General features: G+C 54.6%; 15 protein-coding genes, 2 pseudogenes and 1 riboswitch. Of the genes and pseudogenes, 5 read left to right on the plus strand and 12 right to left on the minus strand.

Annotated elements, in window-relative coordinates; translation table 11 throughout:
- The first annotated feature begins 20 nt into the window (after positions 1 to 20).
- Complete coding sequence (locus BLQ41_RS16470; protein ID WP_090182455.1) at positions 21 to 290, plus strand: hypothetical protein; 270 nt, start codon at positions 21 to 23, stop codon at positions 288 to 290.
- A 52-nt stretch (positions 291 to 342) separates the two neighbouring features.
- On the plus strand, positions 343 to 546 hold the full coding sequence (locus BLQ41_RS16475; RefSeq protein ID WP_090182457.1) for a hypothetical protein: 204 nt from the start codon (positions 343 to 345) through the stop codon (positions 544 to 546).
- Between the two features lie 70 nt (positions 547 to 616).
- On the opposite strand, the gene BLQ41_RS30925 is transcribed toward BLQ41_RS16475, so the two are convergent.
- From BLQ41_RS30925 to BLQ41_RS16490, 3 genes are all read right to left on the minus strand, one after another.
- Positions 617 to 1,012 (minus strand): C2 domain-containing protein, encoded by a 396-nt coding sequence (locus tag BLQ41_RS30925; RefSeq protein WP_231997032.1) that lies wholly within the window; start codon positions 1,010 to 1,012, stop codon positions 617 to 619.
- Between the two features lie 786 nt (positions 1,013 to 1,798).
- Positions 1,799 to 3,004 carry a chromate efflux transporter gene (gene chrA, locus BLQ41_RS16485; protein ID WP_090188613.1) on the minus strand — a complete coding sequence of 402 codons (1,206 nt, stop codon included), beginning with the start codon at positions 3,002 to 3,004 and terminating at the stop codon, positions 1,799 to 1,801.
- A gap of 274 nt (positions 3,005 to 3,278) precedes the next feature.
- Positions 3,279 to 3,340, plus strand: a riboswitch (Fluoride riboswitch).
- Positions 3,341 to 3,562: 222 nt separating this feature from the next.
- Complete coding sequence (locus BLQ41_RS16490; RefSeq protein WP_090182458.1) at positions 3,563 to 4,465, minus strand: universal stress protein; 903 nt, start codon at positions 4,463 to 4,465, stop codon at positions 3,563 to 3,565.
- 387 nt (positions 4,466 to 4,852) lie between these two features.
- On the opposite strand from BLQ41_RS16490, the gene BLQ41_RS16495 reads away from it, so the two are divergent.
- A complete protein-coding gene (locus tag BLQ41_RS16495) occupies positions 4,853 to 5,827 on the plus strand; it encodes a TerC family protein (protein ID WP_090182460.1) in 975 nt (324 codons plus the stop codon).
- A gap of 310 nt (positions 5,828 to 6,137) precedes the next feature.
- On the opposite strand, the pseudogene BLQ41_RS16500 reads toward BLQ41_RS16495, so the two are convergent.
- From BLQ41_RS16500 to BLQ41_RS16515, 3 genes and pseudogenes are all read right to left on the minus strand, one after another.
- Positions 6,138 to 7,587 (minus strand): annotated as a pseudogene (locus BLQ41_RS16500) (tyrosine-type recombinase/integrase).
- A gap of 1,026 nt (positions 7,588 to 8,613) precedes the next feature.
- Positions 8,614 to 8,940: pseudogene (locus tag BLQ41_RS16510) on the minus strand (phage integrase Arm DNA-binding domain-containing protein); the annotation flags it as partial.
- Positions 8,941 to 8,953: 13 nt separating this feature from the next.
- Positions 8,954 to 9,157 carry a hypothetical protein gene (locus tag BLQ41_RS16515; protein WP_408003463.1) on the minus strand — a complete coding sequence of 68 codons (204 nt, stop codon included), beginning with the start codon at positions 9,155 to 9,157 and terminating at the stop codon, positions 8,954 to 8,956.
- Positions 9,158 to 9,548: 391 nt separating this feature from the next.
- On the opposite strand from BLQ41_RS16515, the gene BLQ41_RS30930 reads away from it, so the two are divergent.
- Both BLQ41_RS30930 and BLQ41_RS16525 read left to right on the plus strand, forming a co-directional pair.
- A complete protein-coding gene (locus BLQ41_RS30930; protein ID WP_090182464.1) occupies positions 9,549 to 9,845 on the plus strand; it encodes a hypothetical protein in 297 nt (98 codons plus the stop codon).
- A gap of 94 nt (positions 9,846 to 9,939) precedes the next feature.
- A complete protein-coding gene (locus BLQ41_RS16525) occupies positions 9,940 to 10,170 on the plus strand; it encodes a hypothetical protein (protein WP_090182465.1) in 231 nt (76 codons plus the stop codon).
- A gap of 6 nt (positions 10,171 to 10,176) precedes the next feature.
- Here BLQ41_RS16525 and BLQ41_RS16530 read toward each other — a convergent pair whose 3' ends face one another.
- The 6 genes from BLQ41_RS16530 to BLQ41_RS16565 all read right to left on the minus strand — a co-directional run bounded on the left by BLQ41_RS16530 (position 10,177) and on the right by BLQ41_RS16565 (position 14,390).
- Entirely contained in the window at positions 10,177 to 10,452 is a 276-nt protein-coding gene (locus tag BLQ41_RS16530) for a hypothetical protein (protein ID WP_090188616.1), read from the minus strand.
- Between the two features lie 852 nt (positions 10,453 to 11,304).
- Entirely contained in the window at positions 11,305 to 11,619 is a 315-nt protein-coding gene (locus BLQ41_RS16540; RefSeq protein ID WP_090182469.1) for a hypothetical protein, read from the minus strand.
- Between the two features lie 465 nt (positions 11,620 to 12,084).
- Entirely contained in the window at positions 12,085 to 12,366 is a 282-nt protein-coding gene (locus tag BLQ41_RS16550) for a hypothetical protein (RefSeq protein WP_090182472.1), read from the minus strand.
- 257 nt (positions 12,367 to 12,623) lie between these two features.
- Positions 12,624 to 13,283 carry a carbonic anhydrase gene (locus tag BLQ41_RS16555; RefSeq protein WP_090182474.1) on the minus strand — a complete coding sequence of 220 codons (660 nt, stop codon included), beginning with the start codon at positions 13,281 to 13,283 and terminating at the stop codon, positions 12,624 to 12,626.
- A 596-nt stretch (positions 13,284 to 13,879) separates the two neighbouring features.
- Positions 13,880 to 14,107 (minus strand): hypothetical protein, encoded by a 228-nt coding sequence (locus tag BLQ41_RS16560; protein WP_090182475.1) that lies wholly within the window; start codon positions 14,105 to 14,107, stop codon positions 13,880 to 13,882.
- Positions 14,108 to 14,138: 31 nt separating this feature from the next.
- Positions 14,139 to 14,390 carry a hypothetical protein gene (locus BLQ41_RS16565; RefSeq protein WP_090182477.1) on the minus strand — a complete coding sequence of 84 codons (252 nt, stop codon included), beginning with the start codon at positions 14,388 to 14,390 and terminating at the stop codon, positions 14,139 to 14,141.
- Positions 14,391 to 15,046 lie beyond the last annotated feature (656 nt).

Below are 15,046 nucleotides of genomic sequence, written 5' to 3' on the forward strand. Positions count from 1 at the left end.
TATGACAGGTGTGCCGTTAGATGAACAGTACAGACGATTTTCGCTTCCGCTCCCACCAGTTATTACTCGAGCTCGACGCAGCTACCAACCACATCATGATGCTGGTGTCGGCGCGGCAAGTCTCAGGCTATGCATGGGAGGAAGCTGCTAGTCGCCAAAAGCTGGCGTACGAAGCTTGGGCAGCTTTTCTTTATGCACCTTCACCTTCACCTTCACCTTCACCTGAAACAGACCCGATTCCGTCGCTCGACGGACGACCGGCGGGGAAGTTGTGGACCCTAACGGATTAAGAGCATCTTCTCGTGCAGCGGGGAGGGGATTCATAATCTCTGGAGCTATTCCATGAATCAGAAAGAAGAATTTTTAGCCAAAGCGCTAGAAATACATCATGAGTACGAAGTGGCAACAGCAGTCATTCGCGACATGATGAGCAAAAGCGTAGCCATAGGCCCTGAATGGGATGCTGCGGTCGCGCGGCAGCCGGCAGCTCTTGATACATGGATGGAGTTGCCACGCGGGTACGGCGATTTCACGGCGGATGACTAACTGCCTGGAATTTCCACTGATATCAGGTCATGGGCATTCACAGCCGTCGTGCAGCCACCTGCTGCTGTTCCTAGTTCAACGCTTGTTGCACTGTTTCGACAATGCGCCTTAGGTAAGTGAATTCGTGGTTCTCCTCGACCGTCTTTCCATCGAGCGCGTAATGGCACTCATCACCGAACAGCTCCGTCAGCAGATGGCTGTGATGCCAGCACTCGTTTGAACTCTCGATGTTGCGTAGAACATCAATTTCGTCCCAAAGCTCGCGCGCTTTACCTTTGCTCAGATCGCCCAGTTCCCAGTCGTGGCGGCTGGTCTGTTGTCGGCGGCGCTGGACGATGCACCTCTTAGCAAAGGCATGCAGCGCATTGCCGCTGAATACCGTCGAACTGATACCGCCATCCAGGCAGTTCAGGACATAGTCCCATCCGCAGTCGGCGACGAACTCCGCGACGGTGCGCGGGCCCATGCCGCCCCAGCAAGCATTCCAGCTCTTGTCCCAGCAGTTGATCGTGACCTTGCCTTGGGCGGGTCTCGTAGTTCGGGTTGGATTCGGTCGGGATAGCCCGGCGGCCGAAGTCTTCAAGAAATACGCTGATTGGGTCGAGCCGCGGTGCGCCGGTGATCACCAGCTTCGTGACCGTCGAGCGCTCAACCTTGAGTTCGGCCGGTTTGTTTTCTGTGGGCATGGGAGTCCTATGCCGGGGCATGCGCGGGCGGTGGAGAGTTTGATCGGTTCAGCTACAGTAGAGCGATTAGCTACTGGAGGTGGGTATGGAGTGCTTTATTTGCGGGACTCGATCGACCGAACTCGATCCGTCGGGTAATTACTGGCAAATTGTTTGTCTAGGGTGTAGCGAATACAAAATCACCAGAACCGCTATTCAAGAAATGGAAAACCATTGATTGATATTCGACGTTGAAAGGGCACATGAGTGGCTGAATTCATTTTTCGGGAGTGGGCATATACCTGTGATTGATAGAGGTAACGCGGTCCGTCTCGCAAAACATTAGGCAGCCTTTGCCCGGTGTTCAGCGCCTCGCCACGGATCATTCTCCCGGGCGAGCGCTGCCATTGGCGGCGGGCAAACTGATCTAGCTCACGTTGAGGGGGCGAGTTCATATATAACGTCAGATGCCAGCTTCGTGATGGCCTTGCACAAGTGATTTGACGCCCAACGCTCCGACCATGCTAAGGATGCAATGGAAGGGCACTCCAAGTAGACGAGAAAGCCCTAAGGAGTTTGAAAGACTGTCAAAGCATGGCACTCAGCAACCATCCGGCTACACCGCCACCGATCACGACCAACCATGGCGGTTGCTTCCAAAACGTCAGAGCGACTAGGCACACCAACGCCAAACCGAAGTCCTGTGGCTTAAGGATCGCACTCGTCCATACAGGCTGATAAAGCGCTGCCAGAAGCAAACCAACCACCGCCGCATTGATCCCAAGCAATGCAGCTTGGATATGTACGCTGCGCCGCAGTTGCTCCCAAAACGGTAACGTACCAACGATCAATAGAAACGACGGCAGAAAAATGGCTAGCAAACAAATGAACCCGCCGACCCAGCCAGAGGGTTCGGCGCTCATCGAAGCACCTAGAAATGCAGAGAACGTCAAAAGCGGCCCAGGAACAGCCTGCGTTGCACCATACCCGGCAAGAAAGGTTTCATTGCTGACCCAGCCTGAAGGCACTACTTCTGCCTGCAACAATGGCAACACCACATGACCGCCACCAAATACTAGAGACCCGGCGCGATAAAATGCATCTACCATGGAGAGCGTCTGATTGAGTAGCATCTGGCTCATTATCGGTAAACCGACCAGCAAAGTGAAGAACAGTGATAACCAGAACAAACCTGCTCGGTAACCGAGCTTTATGGGCAGTGGATCATGTTCGGCGGCGCAAGCTGGTTTGAATAAAAGCAAGCCGGCAAAAGCAGCTACAACAATTGAGCCGATCTGCCCCCATGCAGATGGAACCAACAGCACCACACACGTCGTAATCGCCATGATCGTGATACGCAACGCATCTGGGCATAGATTCCGTGCCATTCCCCATACGGCTTGAGCGACCACCGCAACGGCCACGACTTTCAGGCCGTGCAGTACGCCAGGCGCGATGATATCGCCATAGTTGGAAATACCTAACGCAAACAGAATCAGAAGGATCGCCGAGGGCAACGTGAAACCCGCCCAGGCGGCCAGCGCCCCATAGTAGCCCGAACGAGAGAGTCCCAGCGCCATACCAACCTGACTACTCGCGGGGCCTGGCAAGAACTGGCAAAGTGCGACCAAATCAGCATAACTACGCTCAGTGAGCCATTGCCGGCGCGTGACGAACTCATCGTGGAAATACCCCAAGTGTGCGATGGGGCCGCCAAATGAGGTCAGTCCCAAGCGCAAAAAGATGAGGAATATAAAAAACGGTCGACGGTCATCCTTGCTGTTTATGTTCATGCACATGCGTTCCGCATTTAATTAGCCATTTATGACGATGAGGAAAAGAAGACTGCAAACGGATCTGCGTCTATGAAAGCGGAGGGCGGAAAAAGGTCGTGAACCTTCATGTCATGGTTTTCTCTCGCGATTTGCGCCGCGTAGACTAGGGCTCGGTTAGAGATACACCTCGAATCTGGGCGCCATCGTAGCGCTCGATTGCGGTGTCAAAACTCATTAAGCCAATTCATACGAACTCGTTGTACCTTGAAAGTCCTACAGTTACTGCTATAGGATGAAAAAAGGAGATGGCATTCCTCCTTTAACCGCCATTGTGCTGATGATGCCTACGTGAACCCTGGACAGGGTGCGTAGGTGTGTCTCCCTGTCCTCCAATTTAGGACAGGATCGTGACTCAAAATCTCATATCAGCTCTCTCTCTTAGTGCGCGGTTATCCGCAGACCTACCTGAAAACTCGGTAATCAAGGGTCTTATGCGTGTCTTCATAGACCGCCTAAGGGTCAGCTGAAGTCAGCAGCCTGGGTAACAGCCGGCTGCGATAGTGGCGGTTTTTTCGATCAGTGATCCGCTTCTCCCTTGATGGCCAAAACGCTGCAGGGCATCTGATACAGAACATGCTCCGTGGTACTGCCAATCAGCTTATCCACCCCTTTGTGATGGGTATTTCCCATTACGAAGACATCCGCTCGAGTATGAGTGGCAAAGTCGGCCATCGCTTTGGTTGGCGGCCCCGCAATGAAGTGTTGTCGCTCAGGTGGCACGCCGTGGCGTCCAGCCAAGGCAATGAAGCACTTTTCAAGTGACCGGCGCACGTCGTTGCTGAAGCCTGGCATCGTCACGGCGCCAGCACCTGCATCAGAGAAATGTGTGTGGGTCAGTTCATAGGCATACAGCATGTGCAATTCAGCATCACATTGCGTCGCCAATTCGTTCGCCGCCTGAATGACGCTGTCGTTGATTCCGCTGATCTGACCCTCTGGATGCGATGGATCAACCGCCGCCACAATCACCCGAGGAAGCGGACACCTGACTTCGCTGACCAGATGTATGGGGGTCGGACATTCGCGCAACAACTGCCAATCCAAAGGCGTGACGAATATGCGTTTGAGCGCTGATTCATGATGTACGTCCTTGATGATCAGGTCCGGCTGCATTTCAGCCACATGCCCAAGGATCTCTTGCAGCGGGTCACGGGTCAATGCAACTTCGGTGGTCACATTGATGCCCTTCCTGCGCATGAGTTCGGCCTCATCCGTCAACCACTGCAGGTTTTCCCGCCGGCAACTCTCACGAAGTTGTTCACTGTTGCTCATTAACCGCATAAGGTCGAAGTCTTCGATGAACACCGCGATATGCAGCGCTGCGCCTGTAGCGTCGGCCAGTGCGATTGCCCGCTCCATCGCCGGCGAGTGACGCATGGTGGGACCTGCGATTAGAAAGAGTCGTTGACACTGTCTCATGTGACACCTCCAAACGTTCTGGGTTATCCGCTAGCGCCCCCAGCTCTCTCGCTTGTCCCACCATTGGCGATCTATTATCGCCTCAACTAACTGGATCGACACTATCAATATACGCCTGCATCACCGGCTTACCAGTTGCCAAGCCTGTCGAAGGGGGTAGCAGACCTTTTCATCACGATCGAACAGGGAACGGGGTTGCTGGAACCGCGCGCCATGCCCCCCCACCTTGACCATGAAGCAGAACCAATGCGATTGCCGGTAGTTAAGCACCTGAATCAATACTTCGTAAAAAACGAACTATTCGCAACGAATAAACGATTTTTGTTGATGTGACAGGCTCGTTAGCATGTCTCCTCAGCCTGTTGCTGCTTCATACGGATACAGTAAATGACCGCCATCAGCGTCGGCCAATCCTGGATGTGGGCCGCCTTCATCGTGTTCGTCCTTGCCATGCTGGCGCTCGATCTGTTCGTCTTCGGCGGACGCAAGGCGCATCGTGTTTCGGTGCGCGAAGCGCTGGCCTGGGTCATCGCCTGGACCAGTTTGGCGTTGGTCTTCGCCATCCTGCTCTGGTGGTATCTGCGCAGCATGTTCGGCGCCGAAGTGGCCCAGCGTACAACGCTCGAATTCCTGACGGGCTACCTGATCGAGCAGTCGCTGTCGATCGACAACATGTTCGTTTTCGTGATGATCTTCGGTTACTTCGCCGTGCCGCCAGAGTTGCAGCGCCGCGTCCTGCTCTATGGCGTGCTCGGCGCCATCGTCATGCGCGCCGGTATGATTTTCGCCGGTGTCTGGCTGGTGCAGGAGTTTGCCTGGCTACTCTATGTCTTTGGTGCTTTCCTCGTCATCACCGGCATCAAGATGCTGATCTTCGCCAACCAGCAGCCAGACCTCGAAAAGAACCCTTTGCTGCGCTGGATGCGTAGGCATCTTCGCATCACCGACGGCTTTCACGGCGAGCGCTTCTTCGTGCGCCAGAACGGCCTGCTCTGGGCGACGCCGATGTTCCTGGTGCTTGTACTGATCGAGGCCAGCGACCTGGTGTTCGCGGTCGATAGCATCCCGGCTATCTTCGCCGTCACCACCGACCCCTTCATCGTGTTCACCTCCAACATCTTCGCCATCATGGGCCTGCGCGCACTGTATTTTCTGCTTGCCGACATGGCCAACCGCTTTCACTTGCTCAAATATGGCCTGGCCATCGTACTGTTGTTCATCGGCGGCAAGATGCTGGTCGCGCCGTGGTGGCACATGCCGATCCAATGGTCGCTGACCACCGTCGGCGGCATCATATTGATTTCGGTACTGTTGAGCCTGACTTTGACGAAGGGCAAAACACGGGTTACGGGAGAGCAGTGATGAATCAGAGATGTTGGCGCTGATGGAGTGACCCAGGCTTCCGGAAATCAATGACCCACCCGAATACTCGGTAATCGATGGTCTTATGTGTGTCTTCACAGACCGCCTAAGGGTCAACTGAATTCAGCAGCTTGGGTCAAAACCGCACCAGCACCAATACATAGGCGTTTGCCATACTTTTTCGAACAGTTCCGCAATGGTGAAGCTTACGAATGTGTACATGCAGTCTGTCACCTTTGCTCATCGCGAATGAAAGGTCACAACATCGGTTGTCGCGGATGTTAAATTCCGCGGAGCGGGTGTAACCGCCTTATAAGGGAGCCCGCTCTGACACATCGTACGTTGGAAAAGACAACATCGACGTGTTTGGCGCGTGCTCGTAATTTGAGGACAGCACGGCACTGAGTCGATCGCCTAACAGGTTCCAGGCGTTTTTCTTCTCTTCGGCATAGTCGTGATGCAGGTAGTGGCGTCTCACCCGAGAACCCGCCAGCACATGGTTTTGGCAGCGATCGATCACGTCCAGGCTGACCCCCAACGCCTGCATCATGGTTGCGCCGGTGCGGCGTAGGTCATGCGGCGTCCAGTCACCGTTCTGGCCCTCGGCAAGCACCAGCGTGTCATCATGACGCCGTCTGGAGAGAGCCTTGCGGTTTTTGAAGCGGGCCTGGCGATCGCCGACCTGTTTGCTCACCACTTTCACGTCCACATGCCCGTCATTCAGTTTGTTCGGAAAGCACCATTGCGAGTCTCCCGTCAGGTTTTTGAGTTCCTGAAAGAAATGCAAGGTGAAGGGGGAGAGGCAAACATGGTGGTCTTGTTTTTTGCCCCGGGCGCCTTTGACGTTTTCGCTGGGGAGGAACCAGGTCTGCTCGTCCAGATCGACATTCTTCCATTCGGCCTGCAGCAACTCGCCAATGCGGCATAGTGTGCCTAGGCTAATCCAGAGCGCGAGTTGCGTTTCTTTCTTTAGCGGTCGAATACCGTCGTATTTTTGGCCCGCGGGGAGGGCGTCGTAATCGGTGGTCATTTGCTGGAAGCGGTTGTGCAGTTCCAACAGCTCCGTCGGGGAAAGGATGCGGCTTCTTTCTGCCTCGTAGTCGGCCGGGATCAAGGGAGAGATGTCGACCAGTTCCGTCGGGTCCCCCTCGATCAATAAGGCTCGCCAAGGTTGACGCTTTCTAGCCCAGCTAAACATCTGGGAAAGGTCGGCGAAGAAGCTGATGGCTTGCCGGTGAGCGCCGCGGTTGACCACGGTGCGGATCAGCGCCGAACATCATGTTCGGAGACGCTGCTCACTGCGGTCTTACCGAGTACCGGAAAAAGGTCCTTGTTAAAACGGCGCTGCAACTCGGCATTGCCATCTTTACGCGCGACGCATCCAACAGCCAGGCCTTGGCCAGATCCTGGACGGTCAGCGTTTGCACCTTCGTCGTTTTTACTTGTTCGGCCTTCACGTTAGCATCGGCGTATGCTTGTGCCTTGGCGGTTTTCTTTTGCTCGTTGGGATTGATTTGCTGATCGATGAGCGTCCTGGCGTGGTTACGCGCCTTGCGAATGTCCGTCAGGGATTTGCGCGGCCAGGTTCCGCAGGCGTACTCTTTATTCTGGTCGCCCCAGCGATAGCGATAGAAAAAACTGACCGACACACCGTCCTTGCGGACTGAGATTCGACCGGCCAGATTGCCATCCTCTCGGAGGATTCGGCCAGCATCGTTGGGAGTCAGCGACTCGAGTTCTTTGATGGTGATTTTGGCCATGAAATGGACTCCCCCTACTTTTACCCCCACAAAAACGTCGGCTCTTGATGGACGTTACTGGTCTCTCGTAGAGCAGAACGCCGCTGGAGCTCAAGTAAATACTAGCTTAGAAAAATCCAGAGTAAAATTTTGGAAGCTTTCAAGAAGTATGCAAAAGGAGATGTGATGCTAGGGGTCGAGTGTTCGAATCACTCCGTCCCGACCATATAATTCAAGGGGTTGCGAGATTTTATCTCGCAACCCCTTTTTATTTTTGGTCGTTTTTACCCCTACAAAACGGCTGGCTTTCGGTGGAATCCTCACCTCTTGGGGAGGAGATGGGCGCAAGATTTAGGTGTGCCAATGCCCCCCCCAGGAAGTTTGGTGATGGAGGGCAGAGATGGACCTAGTTGGCGGCTCATCAGGCAGTCGGAGGGAATCTGGTGGTGGAAGCCAGTCGCAACGCCGCCATGTTGGCCAACGTGCTCGACGGACTGGAGCAAGCCAATTCTGCGTTGCGGCTCGTGGTCATCTATTAGGGCTTCAAAATTTACGGCTCCCACCTTGGGGCAAGGTTCGCACGCCTGCACGGGAGAGCGATGCGGGGCATACGCCACCGAACCTGTACGTCGCTCAGGAAGCCCAACTGAGAAAGCGTGCCGAGCATAGCCGTTGGGATTATGTGGCGTGGCATCCTGATCTCATGGTCGGGGATATCTACGGCAACCCGATGAATATTACGATGGTCATCAGTGTCTTCGCCGAGCTGTCCCATGCGCTAAGTATCCCGATGCGATTCCCCGGCACCGATTAGGCCTACGGCCAGCTACTGCAATTCACGGGCGCCGGTTTGCAGGCATGAGCCAGGGTTTGGGCTGCGCTCAGCGAGTCCGTGGCGAGGCTTTCAACGTGGCCAGCGGCGACATTTTCCTTTGGGAGCGTATGTGGCAAGACACCGCCAAATATTTAGGGATGGAAACAGCGTCGCCGGTTCCGTTGACGCTTGCACTCCACATGCACGAAAAGGGCGAATTGTGGCGAGAGATGCTTGCGAAAGCGAAGGAAATGCACCGCATACAAGCCCAGGACTCCCATCGCCAGCTCGCGGGGTGGCAGGACGTCGCGCTCGTAGGTGTCGAGGAATCCGGCGAACGTTTCTGAGGCGTTGTTCATTACGGCACCGACCAAGTCGGCACCGCGCATGAACTCAAGGTTCAGCTGCTTCGCGGCATCAATTGCCTTGAGGCGGTCGGCGCCGAACGGAAACCACTTCCCATCGGTAGGCCGCCGGTAGCGATAGGTCGAGCGCTGCGCGTCGTAGTACAGGTTCTGCGGAAGTCCCTTGTTCGCAGGGTTGCGCGGCCGTGGCACCATCATGCAGCTCCTTTCAATACCATTGCGACCAGGTCGTTGCCGTTCGAGCGACTGAAAGCGGCCCAATCAACGTACCAGAGTTTGCCGATCTGCTCGCCGGGTACCATTCCGTTCCGTTCCGGATGTGGTTGCGGATTGCCTGTGGGCATTGCGGGGGGGCGCCTTCGCCCCAGCGCCGGCGCTGAAACTCGCTGATCTTGATCAGTTCTTTTTTCATAGGATGCTCCATACCGCGCGTGGCGGCAGAAGGTGGTGATGGGAATCATGAGGGGTGTGAGGGAGGTTGAAAGGCTGAGCTATGGTTTATTCGTTCGCCTCGCCAGTTGCGTACACGCTTTCTCCCATGAAGTGCCTGGCGGGGTGGACCCCCATAGCTGCGGTCTCTTTTAGCAGTGCATGTACTCGTTTTCGTCACGCACTACATCAACTTTTCTTCAGGTATTGCTTCCTCCTTGCCGCAATAGTGGCTGGAAGTTGTACAGAGAATTTGAATTCGTACAGTTGTTGAGACCAGCTGTCCGATACTGTTTCGGCACTGTTGCACTTCGTTCGAATGGGTCTAGTTTTGAACTCTGTTGACCCTCAAAAGGAACGGGCAGGAGGGATTTATGAGGCATCGAGGCAATGTTTTTTGGGATTGGGCAGACCCTGAGCTCCACACCAGAACACACGATGAAACTCTCAATGATGGGACTTACATTGATGTGCAAGTCCGGCTTTCGAGTGCCGGAACGACTCAGATGTTTATCGGGATTTATACTCCCGATGGCATGGCGCTGCATGAAGAGGCTGATGACTCACACCCAAGAGAATCAATGACAAGAGTTCTGGCTTGGGCTGTCGGTCGAGCTCGTCAATTGGCTACCTCCGGAGGAGCGAGTTCTCTCCGAGCGGCTTCTTCCTAATAGCCACTGGCTTTGAAGTGGGAGGGCGGCCGGGGCATGCCTGGGCGGTGAAGTTTTTTGGTCTACGATATTTTATCTGTAGAGAGTATTGCGTATGGCCGAGGATCGAATTACTGCGCTTGAGACTGCACTGAGATACGTCATTGGGACGGCGAGACTTCAGGGCATGGATGTTAATGAGTTATGTCGGATGACGATCGAGGTCATTAATGGAGACGAATCATTGAAGTGGAGCAGGGCTGGGTTGCTGAAAGAAGCGATCAATGAAATTGAAAATGCCCAAGAGAACTTCCCTTCATTCCGCAGAAATCAGCGAAATAGGTGAGGGTGATCATGGCGTCACCTCACGCCGTGCCCACCTGCAGACCGGGCCGTCGTCAGTGTCGTGGATCGCTAGGCAGAACCAGCCTTCACCATCTGGGCGATCAGGCTCCCAGTAGCTGTAATCGGGATCGCCGGATTCGAAGTAGCGATTGGCAATGGCCTCGTCGGTATACTCAAGGCTCATCATCGCCACTTCCAAACCCTGTTCGGCGACCCAGGCTTTGCACTTGTCACCGTCACCCTCGTCGAAGTCGGGCATATCTAGATGCTGAAATGAACCCATTTCGTCGCGCACGACCGGCGCTGGTTGAATAAGGCCAACCCGGTCAAGGCGCTCTATCTCTGCCAGCAGAAGAGCGCCAGCCTTCACAAGATCTCGGCGGCGATCCGAGCTGGGTTTGAACGTATTTTGCTTCCATGGCCATGATGTACTCATGCTGCGCGGGCGGCTGGCAAGATTTGCATATGTGGCTGCCGCCTCGGCAAGCTCACCTTTCACGTACAGATCATCCTGGAACAGCGAATAGCTTTCGGCTGATACTTGGCGCCGGCGCTCAGCGATAACATCTCGGGCCGCGCGATTGAGGCGGGCTGTATTTTCTTCAGACATGACTACGTCCTTGCCGCTATAGCGGCTGACTTTAAAGGAGGAGGGAATGGCTCTAGCCTCGATTGAGGTTATGGCAGTAATGACGAGATTGAATTTTCAGATCAGTGCCGAACCCAGGAGAGGGTCATGTCGTACAGATCGGACTCATGTCACGGTGATGGCTGCGGTGGAGGAAAGTGTAGACAGCCAATTACCATAGTAACCAATCGTCAGCTGGCGTCCAAAAGCAAATGCGGTGATGTCACAATGATATCGCAGCAACCCTTAAACCATATGTGACGTCATGCCTTCGATTGATGATTTTCGTTTCACTGCACATCACCGCCTTCTTGATATTGACGAAGCTACAACCCACCTGATGATGCTCGTTGTGTCCCGCGAAGTTTCGGGCAGTCGCTGGGAAGAAGCAGTGTCCCTCCATAAAAGTGCATCTGAGGCGTGGGCTGCGCTTCTATCCCCCACTGGAATTGATCCGATGCCGATTCTTGACAGTCGTCCAGTTGAATGTTCCCTGCACCTCTCTGATTAGCTTGCTATCAGCCCGGTCAGATCATGGTTCACAACCTGCGGCGGGTTGTCGTGGCCGGGACAGCCGTTGCCGGTGAAATCGAAGCCCTCACAGGGCGGACCAAACGGCAGCGCTTCTTTTCCCAGGGCCAGCGCTTCGAGAAGATGATCCTTCGCCTCGTCGGCAGTGCACTCCCGACCACCCTCCATTCGGAACATGCCTTTGAGCTGGCGCTTGCTGAAGTCACGCAGCGCACCGCGCACGCTCAGATGGATATGAAAGGTGCGGCCATTTGGCCCAAACGGATCGGCCGGTTTATTCTCTGTGGGCATGATTGTGTGCCTCGGTGGGTAAAGGAAAAGTTGGCTAAGCTCATGGCGGTGAAATCTCAGGGGTACAGCCATGACGAGAAAACTGATCTGCCAGAAGTGCAATCAAGACACGTCTGTAGAGCTTTGCTTTGCTTTGACGATGACATCGACAGCCAGGTCTTCAATTGCGAGCACTGTGGTGGGAGGCATGTTGAGGTAGAGACCGGCAAACTGCCGGGCCTCCCTGCCTTGAGCAGGTTCCGACTAGATGAAGATGAGTGATCGCGCTTTCGCCAGGCATGATGTTTTTGTGGGTATGGGACGTCCGGTATCACTACCTTCGTGCCGAAATCCCTCACATCTGGCAGCAAAGCCGAAGGCCGATTTGGTAAGCAGGACTGTTGGCGCTGATGCGATTTTGAACCAGGCTGCCGGAATTCATCGGCCCACCCGAATACTCAAAAAGTGGTGGTATTGCGGGATATATCAAAGGCAGCAACTGGGGCAGTTAATATCAGCAACGGGGCTTAAAATCGCATCAGCGCCGACAACAATGAGGAAAAGCTGCGCCTTAGGACTACCTTTGAGACCCGGGAAGAGGGTGAGAATGAGTGCCAGCGGCTCAACGTGGAGCGGCTTGAAGGCATTCTGCTGGAGCGGGAGTCCATGCCCTGTTCTATAGGTTTCTGAGATGCATGGTTGTGGGAATGCCCGACAAGCTTTCCCTTGTTCCAAGGCTGATGTCTGTTTTTTAGCAATAATGTTCATGGCTCGTCCTCCACGTTGAGAGAAGACAAGGGTGGATCAGTCACAATGAGCGGAGGTCGCTAGCCGACCCATAGCTACCGGTCAGCATCGGCAGAATTCCGCCAGTTCTGGTCGTTCGCCAGCCCCGCCGAGCAATTATTCGAACGGCTGGTCCGCTCTGAAACTGCCCGATAGAGGCAATGACGCTTCGCTAACCTTTGCTGGGGCGAAAGTATTTCGGAAGTAATGCGGCGGCGACCCTCAAGTGTCTGTCGCCATTACACCTGTCTGCCGTTACGCGCAGTGATCGCAACAGTGGTTGGCGAATCAGCAAGTGGAACGAAGTGTCGTGTCGCGCCATCCAGCGCATCGATGCATCCCGCCTCGATGTCGTAGACCCAGCCGTGCAGATTCATCCGCCCCTGCTCGAGCGCGAGGGCCACCGATGGATGCGTACGCAGATTCGCCAGTTGCGCGATCACGTTTTCGCGCACGAGGCCATCGAGCTTCGCGCGGGGTGTGTCGAACTCATGCGCCGCGTTAATCGCTTTCGCGGCGTCCGAGTGACGTAGCCAGTTAGCGACCGCCGGAAGATGATCCAGACACGTGCAGCGTGAAATCGCGCCCATTGCTCCGCAGTCCGAGTGGCCGCAGATCACGATGTCCTGTACGCCGAGCACTGCGACCGCATATTCGACGGTGGCCGAGACGCCGCCGGGTTCGGGACCATACGACGGCACAATGTTGCCCGCGTTGCGAATCACAAACAGCTCGCCCGGTTCGCGCTGTGTTAGGAGTTCGGGCACAACACGACTGTCCGAGCAGGTGACGAATAACGCCTTCGGATTTTGTGTAGTCGCGAGCTGCCTGAAAAGCTCGACGCGTTGCGGATAAACCTCGCGCTGAAAGCGCAGAAAGCCATCAATAATGTCACGCATGGAGTCCTCCAAACCAGAATGCCGGGTGCTGGCACGAGCACTCGATATGCCATCGCGCCACTTCGGTCGTCATTATCGCAGACGTCGCGCGCGTTGACTTTACCCGATCAGCGATGGACTTCGAGCCGCGACCAGCGCGGCGGATGACGGAAGCCCCCACTGGCAGCCGCTATTTATCTTTTGCTGGCCTGAAAGGCGAGTGCGGGTCGAGAGCTGCACACCGCGACAGGCGGAAATCGGACACTCTAGAGGACTTTATCTAACTGAATCTAGCAGGGCATGGTTGGAATAATCTGATGCTCTGTCTGCCAGGCCCTGAAACGCATGCCGAACTGCTCGGAATGGTAGCTGCGATTGAAGAAAAACTGATCACTGGACAGAATAGCTCGTGTTGAGCAGTCACTCGGGTTTGGTCTGTGCTCAAGCGAGTGAGCGACTTGAGGCAAGGGCACAAAGGGCAGTAGAAATAAAAAAGCCCGTTAAGGGGAGACGGGCTGTAAAAAGTCATGAGGATCAAATGAAAGTTTATACTATCACTTGCATCTTGCCAGGGCGTTAGAAGAAAAGACGCCGGTCAGGGCTCCGCGAATGGATTTTCACCCCGTCTTGGCCCGCACAATCCTCCCCGCTTTCACTTCTGCCGCATAAGCCCTGAGCTTGTCTGCATCACTGTATAGCATCGACATCAGATTGAGGACGGCGGTGATATCCACTCCATCAATGCGTTCAGCCAGCTTGCTCAGTTCACCAGAGACAAGCTCCAAATTATCAGCTATGTCCTTAAGGTCACGCTTCAGTCCCACCTCAGGGTTTCTTGGCCCCATGATTACCTCGTAAAAATACCTACCGCGCCACTTATTCGGGTTTGGCGCGCACAATCGTTCCAGCCTTCACTTCTGCCGCATAGCCGCGGAGCTTATCCTGCTCGGCTTTCAACATCTTACAAATTTTCATAAAAAAGGCAGATTGGCTTTCATTGGACTTACTAGCCGTATCTGTCAGTTCAATCACCGACCAACCGAGGATTGCGGCAGAGTCCTCAAGGCCATAAAACAGCTCCTGCTGGGCGGTTCTGGGTCCGTCGAGCCCTTTTATTAGATCAGCCATCTACTCCACCGCCCTTATCATCGCGACACTTTTGACCTTGTCCGCGTAACGCCTACGCCTTAGGGATAATTTCTTGAGCACTTGTGCTAAGAAAACTTAATTCTCATGTTTTAGTCTTGAACATCAGGTGACGAGTATTCTACGGATATTGCTTCGGAACTGGCACCGGGCTTTAAGGGGCCTGCGAACACACCTTCCGAGCCTGGTCGATAAGGGTATTTGAGTCCGCGTAGGCGGGCACTATCGCCACAAGCGACGGTGTCCAGATTGTGTGCTGTGCGGACGGTTACGTTCATTCATAGATCTTGCCGCAGTACAGAAAAACCGCAAACTGTTGCCAGGAATTAGATGGCTGAAGCCCTTGGCAACAATCCGCCCGTAACTAAATTCTCCCGTGATCATTTCCAGTGCCAGGAGATCCCAGAGGCCCATTAGGTTGTCGTCCACATCACCGGTCAGTGAGAATGAAGAGCGGGCGTCAACGGCTGAGAGCTGAGAAATCAAGCTCGTGAGAAGAGCCGCGTTTTCCTGAATGACCATTGCTGATGCCTGCGCAGGCTATATAAAGCACAGAGCCAGAGTCGGCCCCTTCGTTCAGTTATACGCTTATTTGGGGAGATGCATGAGCGTGAAGGGGACAGAAATGAAAAGCCCGG

The organism is Pseudomonas arsenicoxydans, from assembly GCF_900103875.1.
Lineage (GTDB): Bacteria > Pseudomonadota > Gammaproteobacteria > Pseudomonadales > Pseudomonadaceae > Aquipseudomonas > Aquipseudomonas arsenicoxydans.

Bases quoted from the DNA above. Each gene is read 5' to 3' on its own strand.
- BLQ41_RS16470 (WP_090182455.1), top strand. From the start codon at position 21: ATGAACAGTACAGACGATTTTCGCTTCCGCTCCCACCAGTTATTACTC.
- BLQ41_RS16475 (WP_090182457.1), top strand. From the start codon at position 343: ATGAATCAGAAAGAAGAATTTTTAGCCAAAGCGCTAGAAATACATCAT.
- BLQ41_RS30925 (WP_231997032.1), bottom strand. From the start codon at position 1,012: ATGGGCCCGCGCACCGTCGCGGAGTTCGTCGCCGACTGCGGATGGGAC.
- chrA (WP_090188613.1), bottom strand. From the start codon at position 3,004: ATGAACATAAACAGCAAGGATGACCGTCGACCGTTTTTTATATTCCTC.
- BLQ41_RS16490 (WP_090182458.1), bottom strand. From the start codon at position 4,465: ATGAGACAGTGTCAACGACTCTTTCTAATCGCAGGTCCCACCATGCGT.
- BLQ41_RS16495 (WP_090182460.1), top strand. From the start codon at position 4,853: ATGACCGCCATCAGCGTCGGCCAATCCTGGATGTGGGCCGCCTTCATC.
- BLQ41_RS16515 (WP_408003463.1), bottom strand. From the start codon at position 9,157: ATGAAAAAAGAACTGATCAAGATCAGCGAGTTTCAGCGCCGGCGCTGG.
- BLQ41_RS30930 (WP_090182464.1), top strand. From the start codon at position 9,549: ATGAGGCATCGAGGCAATGTTTTTTGGGATTGGGCAGACCCTGAGCTC.
- BLQ41_RS16525 (WP_090182465.1), top strand. From the start codon at position 9,940: ATGGCCGAGGATCGAATTACTGCGCTTGAGACTGCACTGAGATACGTC.
- BLQ41_RS16530 (WP_090188616.1), bottom strand. From the start codon at position 10,452: ATGGGTTCATTTCAGCATCTAGATATGCCCGACTTCGACGAGGGTGAC.
- BLQ41_RS16540 (WP_090182469.1), bottom strand. From the start codon at position 11,619: ATGCCCACAGAGAATAAACCGGCCGATCCGTTTGGGCCAAATGGCCGC.
- BLQ41_RS16550 (WP_090182472.1), bottom strand. From the start codon at position 12,366: ATGAACATTATTGCTAAAAAACAGACATCAGCCTTGGAACAAGGGAAA.
- BLQ41_RS16555 (WP_090182474.1), bottom strand. From the start codon at position 13,283: ATGCGTGACATTATTGATGGCTTTCTGCGCTTTCAGCGCGAGGTTTAT.
- BLQ41_RS16560 (WP_090182475.1), bottom strand. From the start codon at position 14,107: ATGGGGCCAAGAAACCCTGAGGTGGGACTGAAGCGTGACCTTAAGGAC.
- BLQ41_RS16565 (WP_090182477.1), bottom strand. From the start codon at position 14,390: ATGGCTGATCTAATAAAAGGGCTCGACGGACCCAGAACCGCCCAGCAG.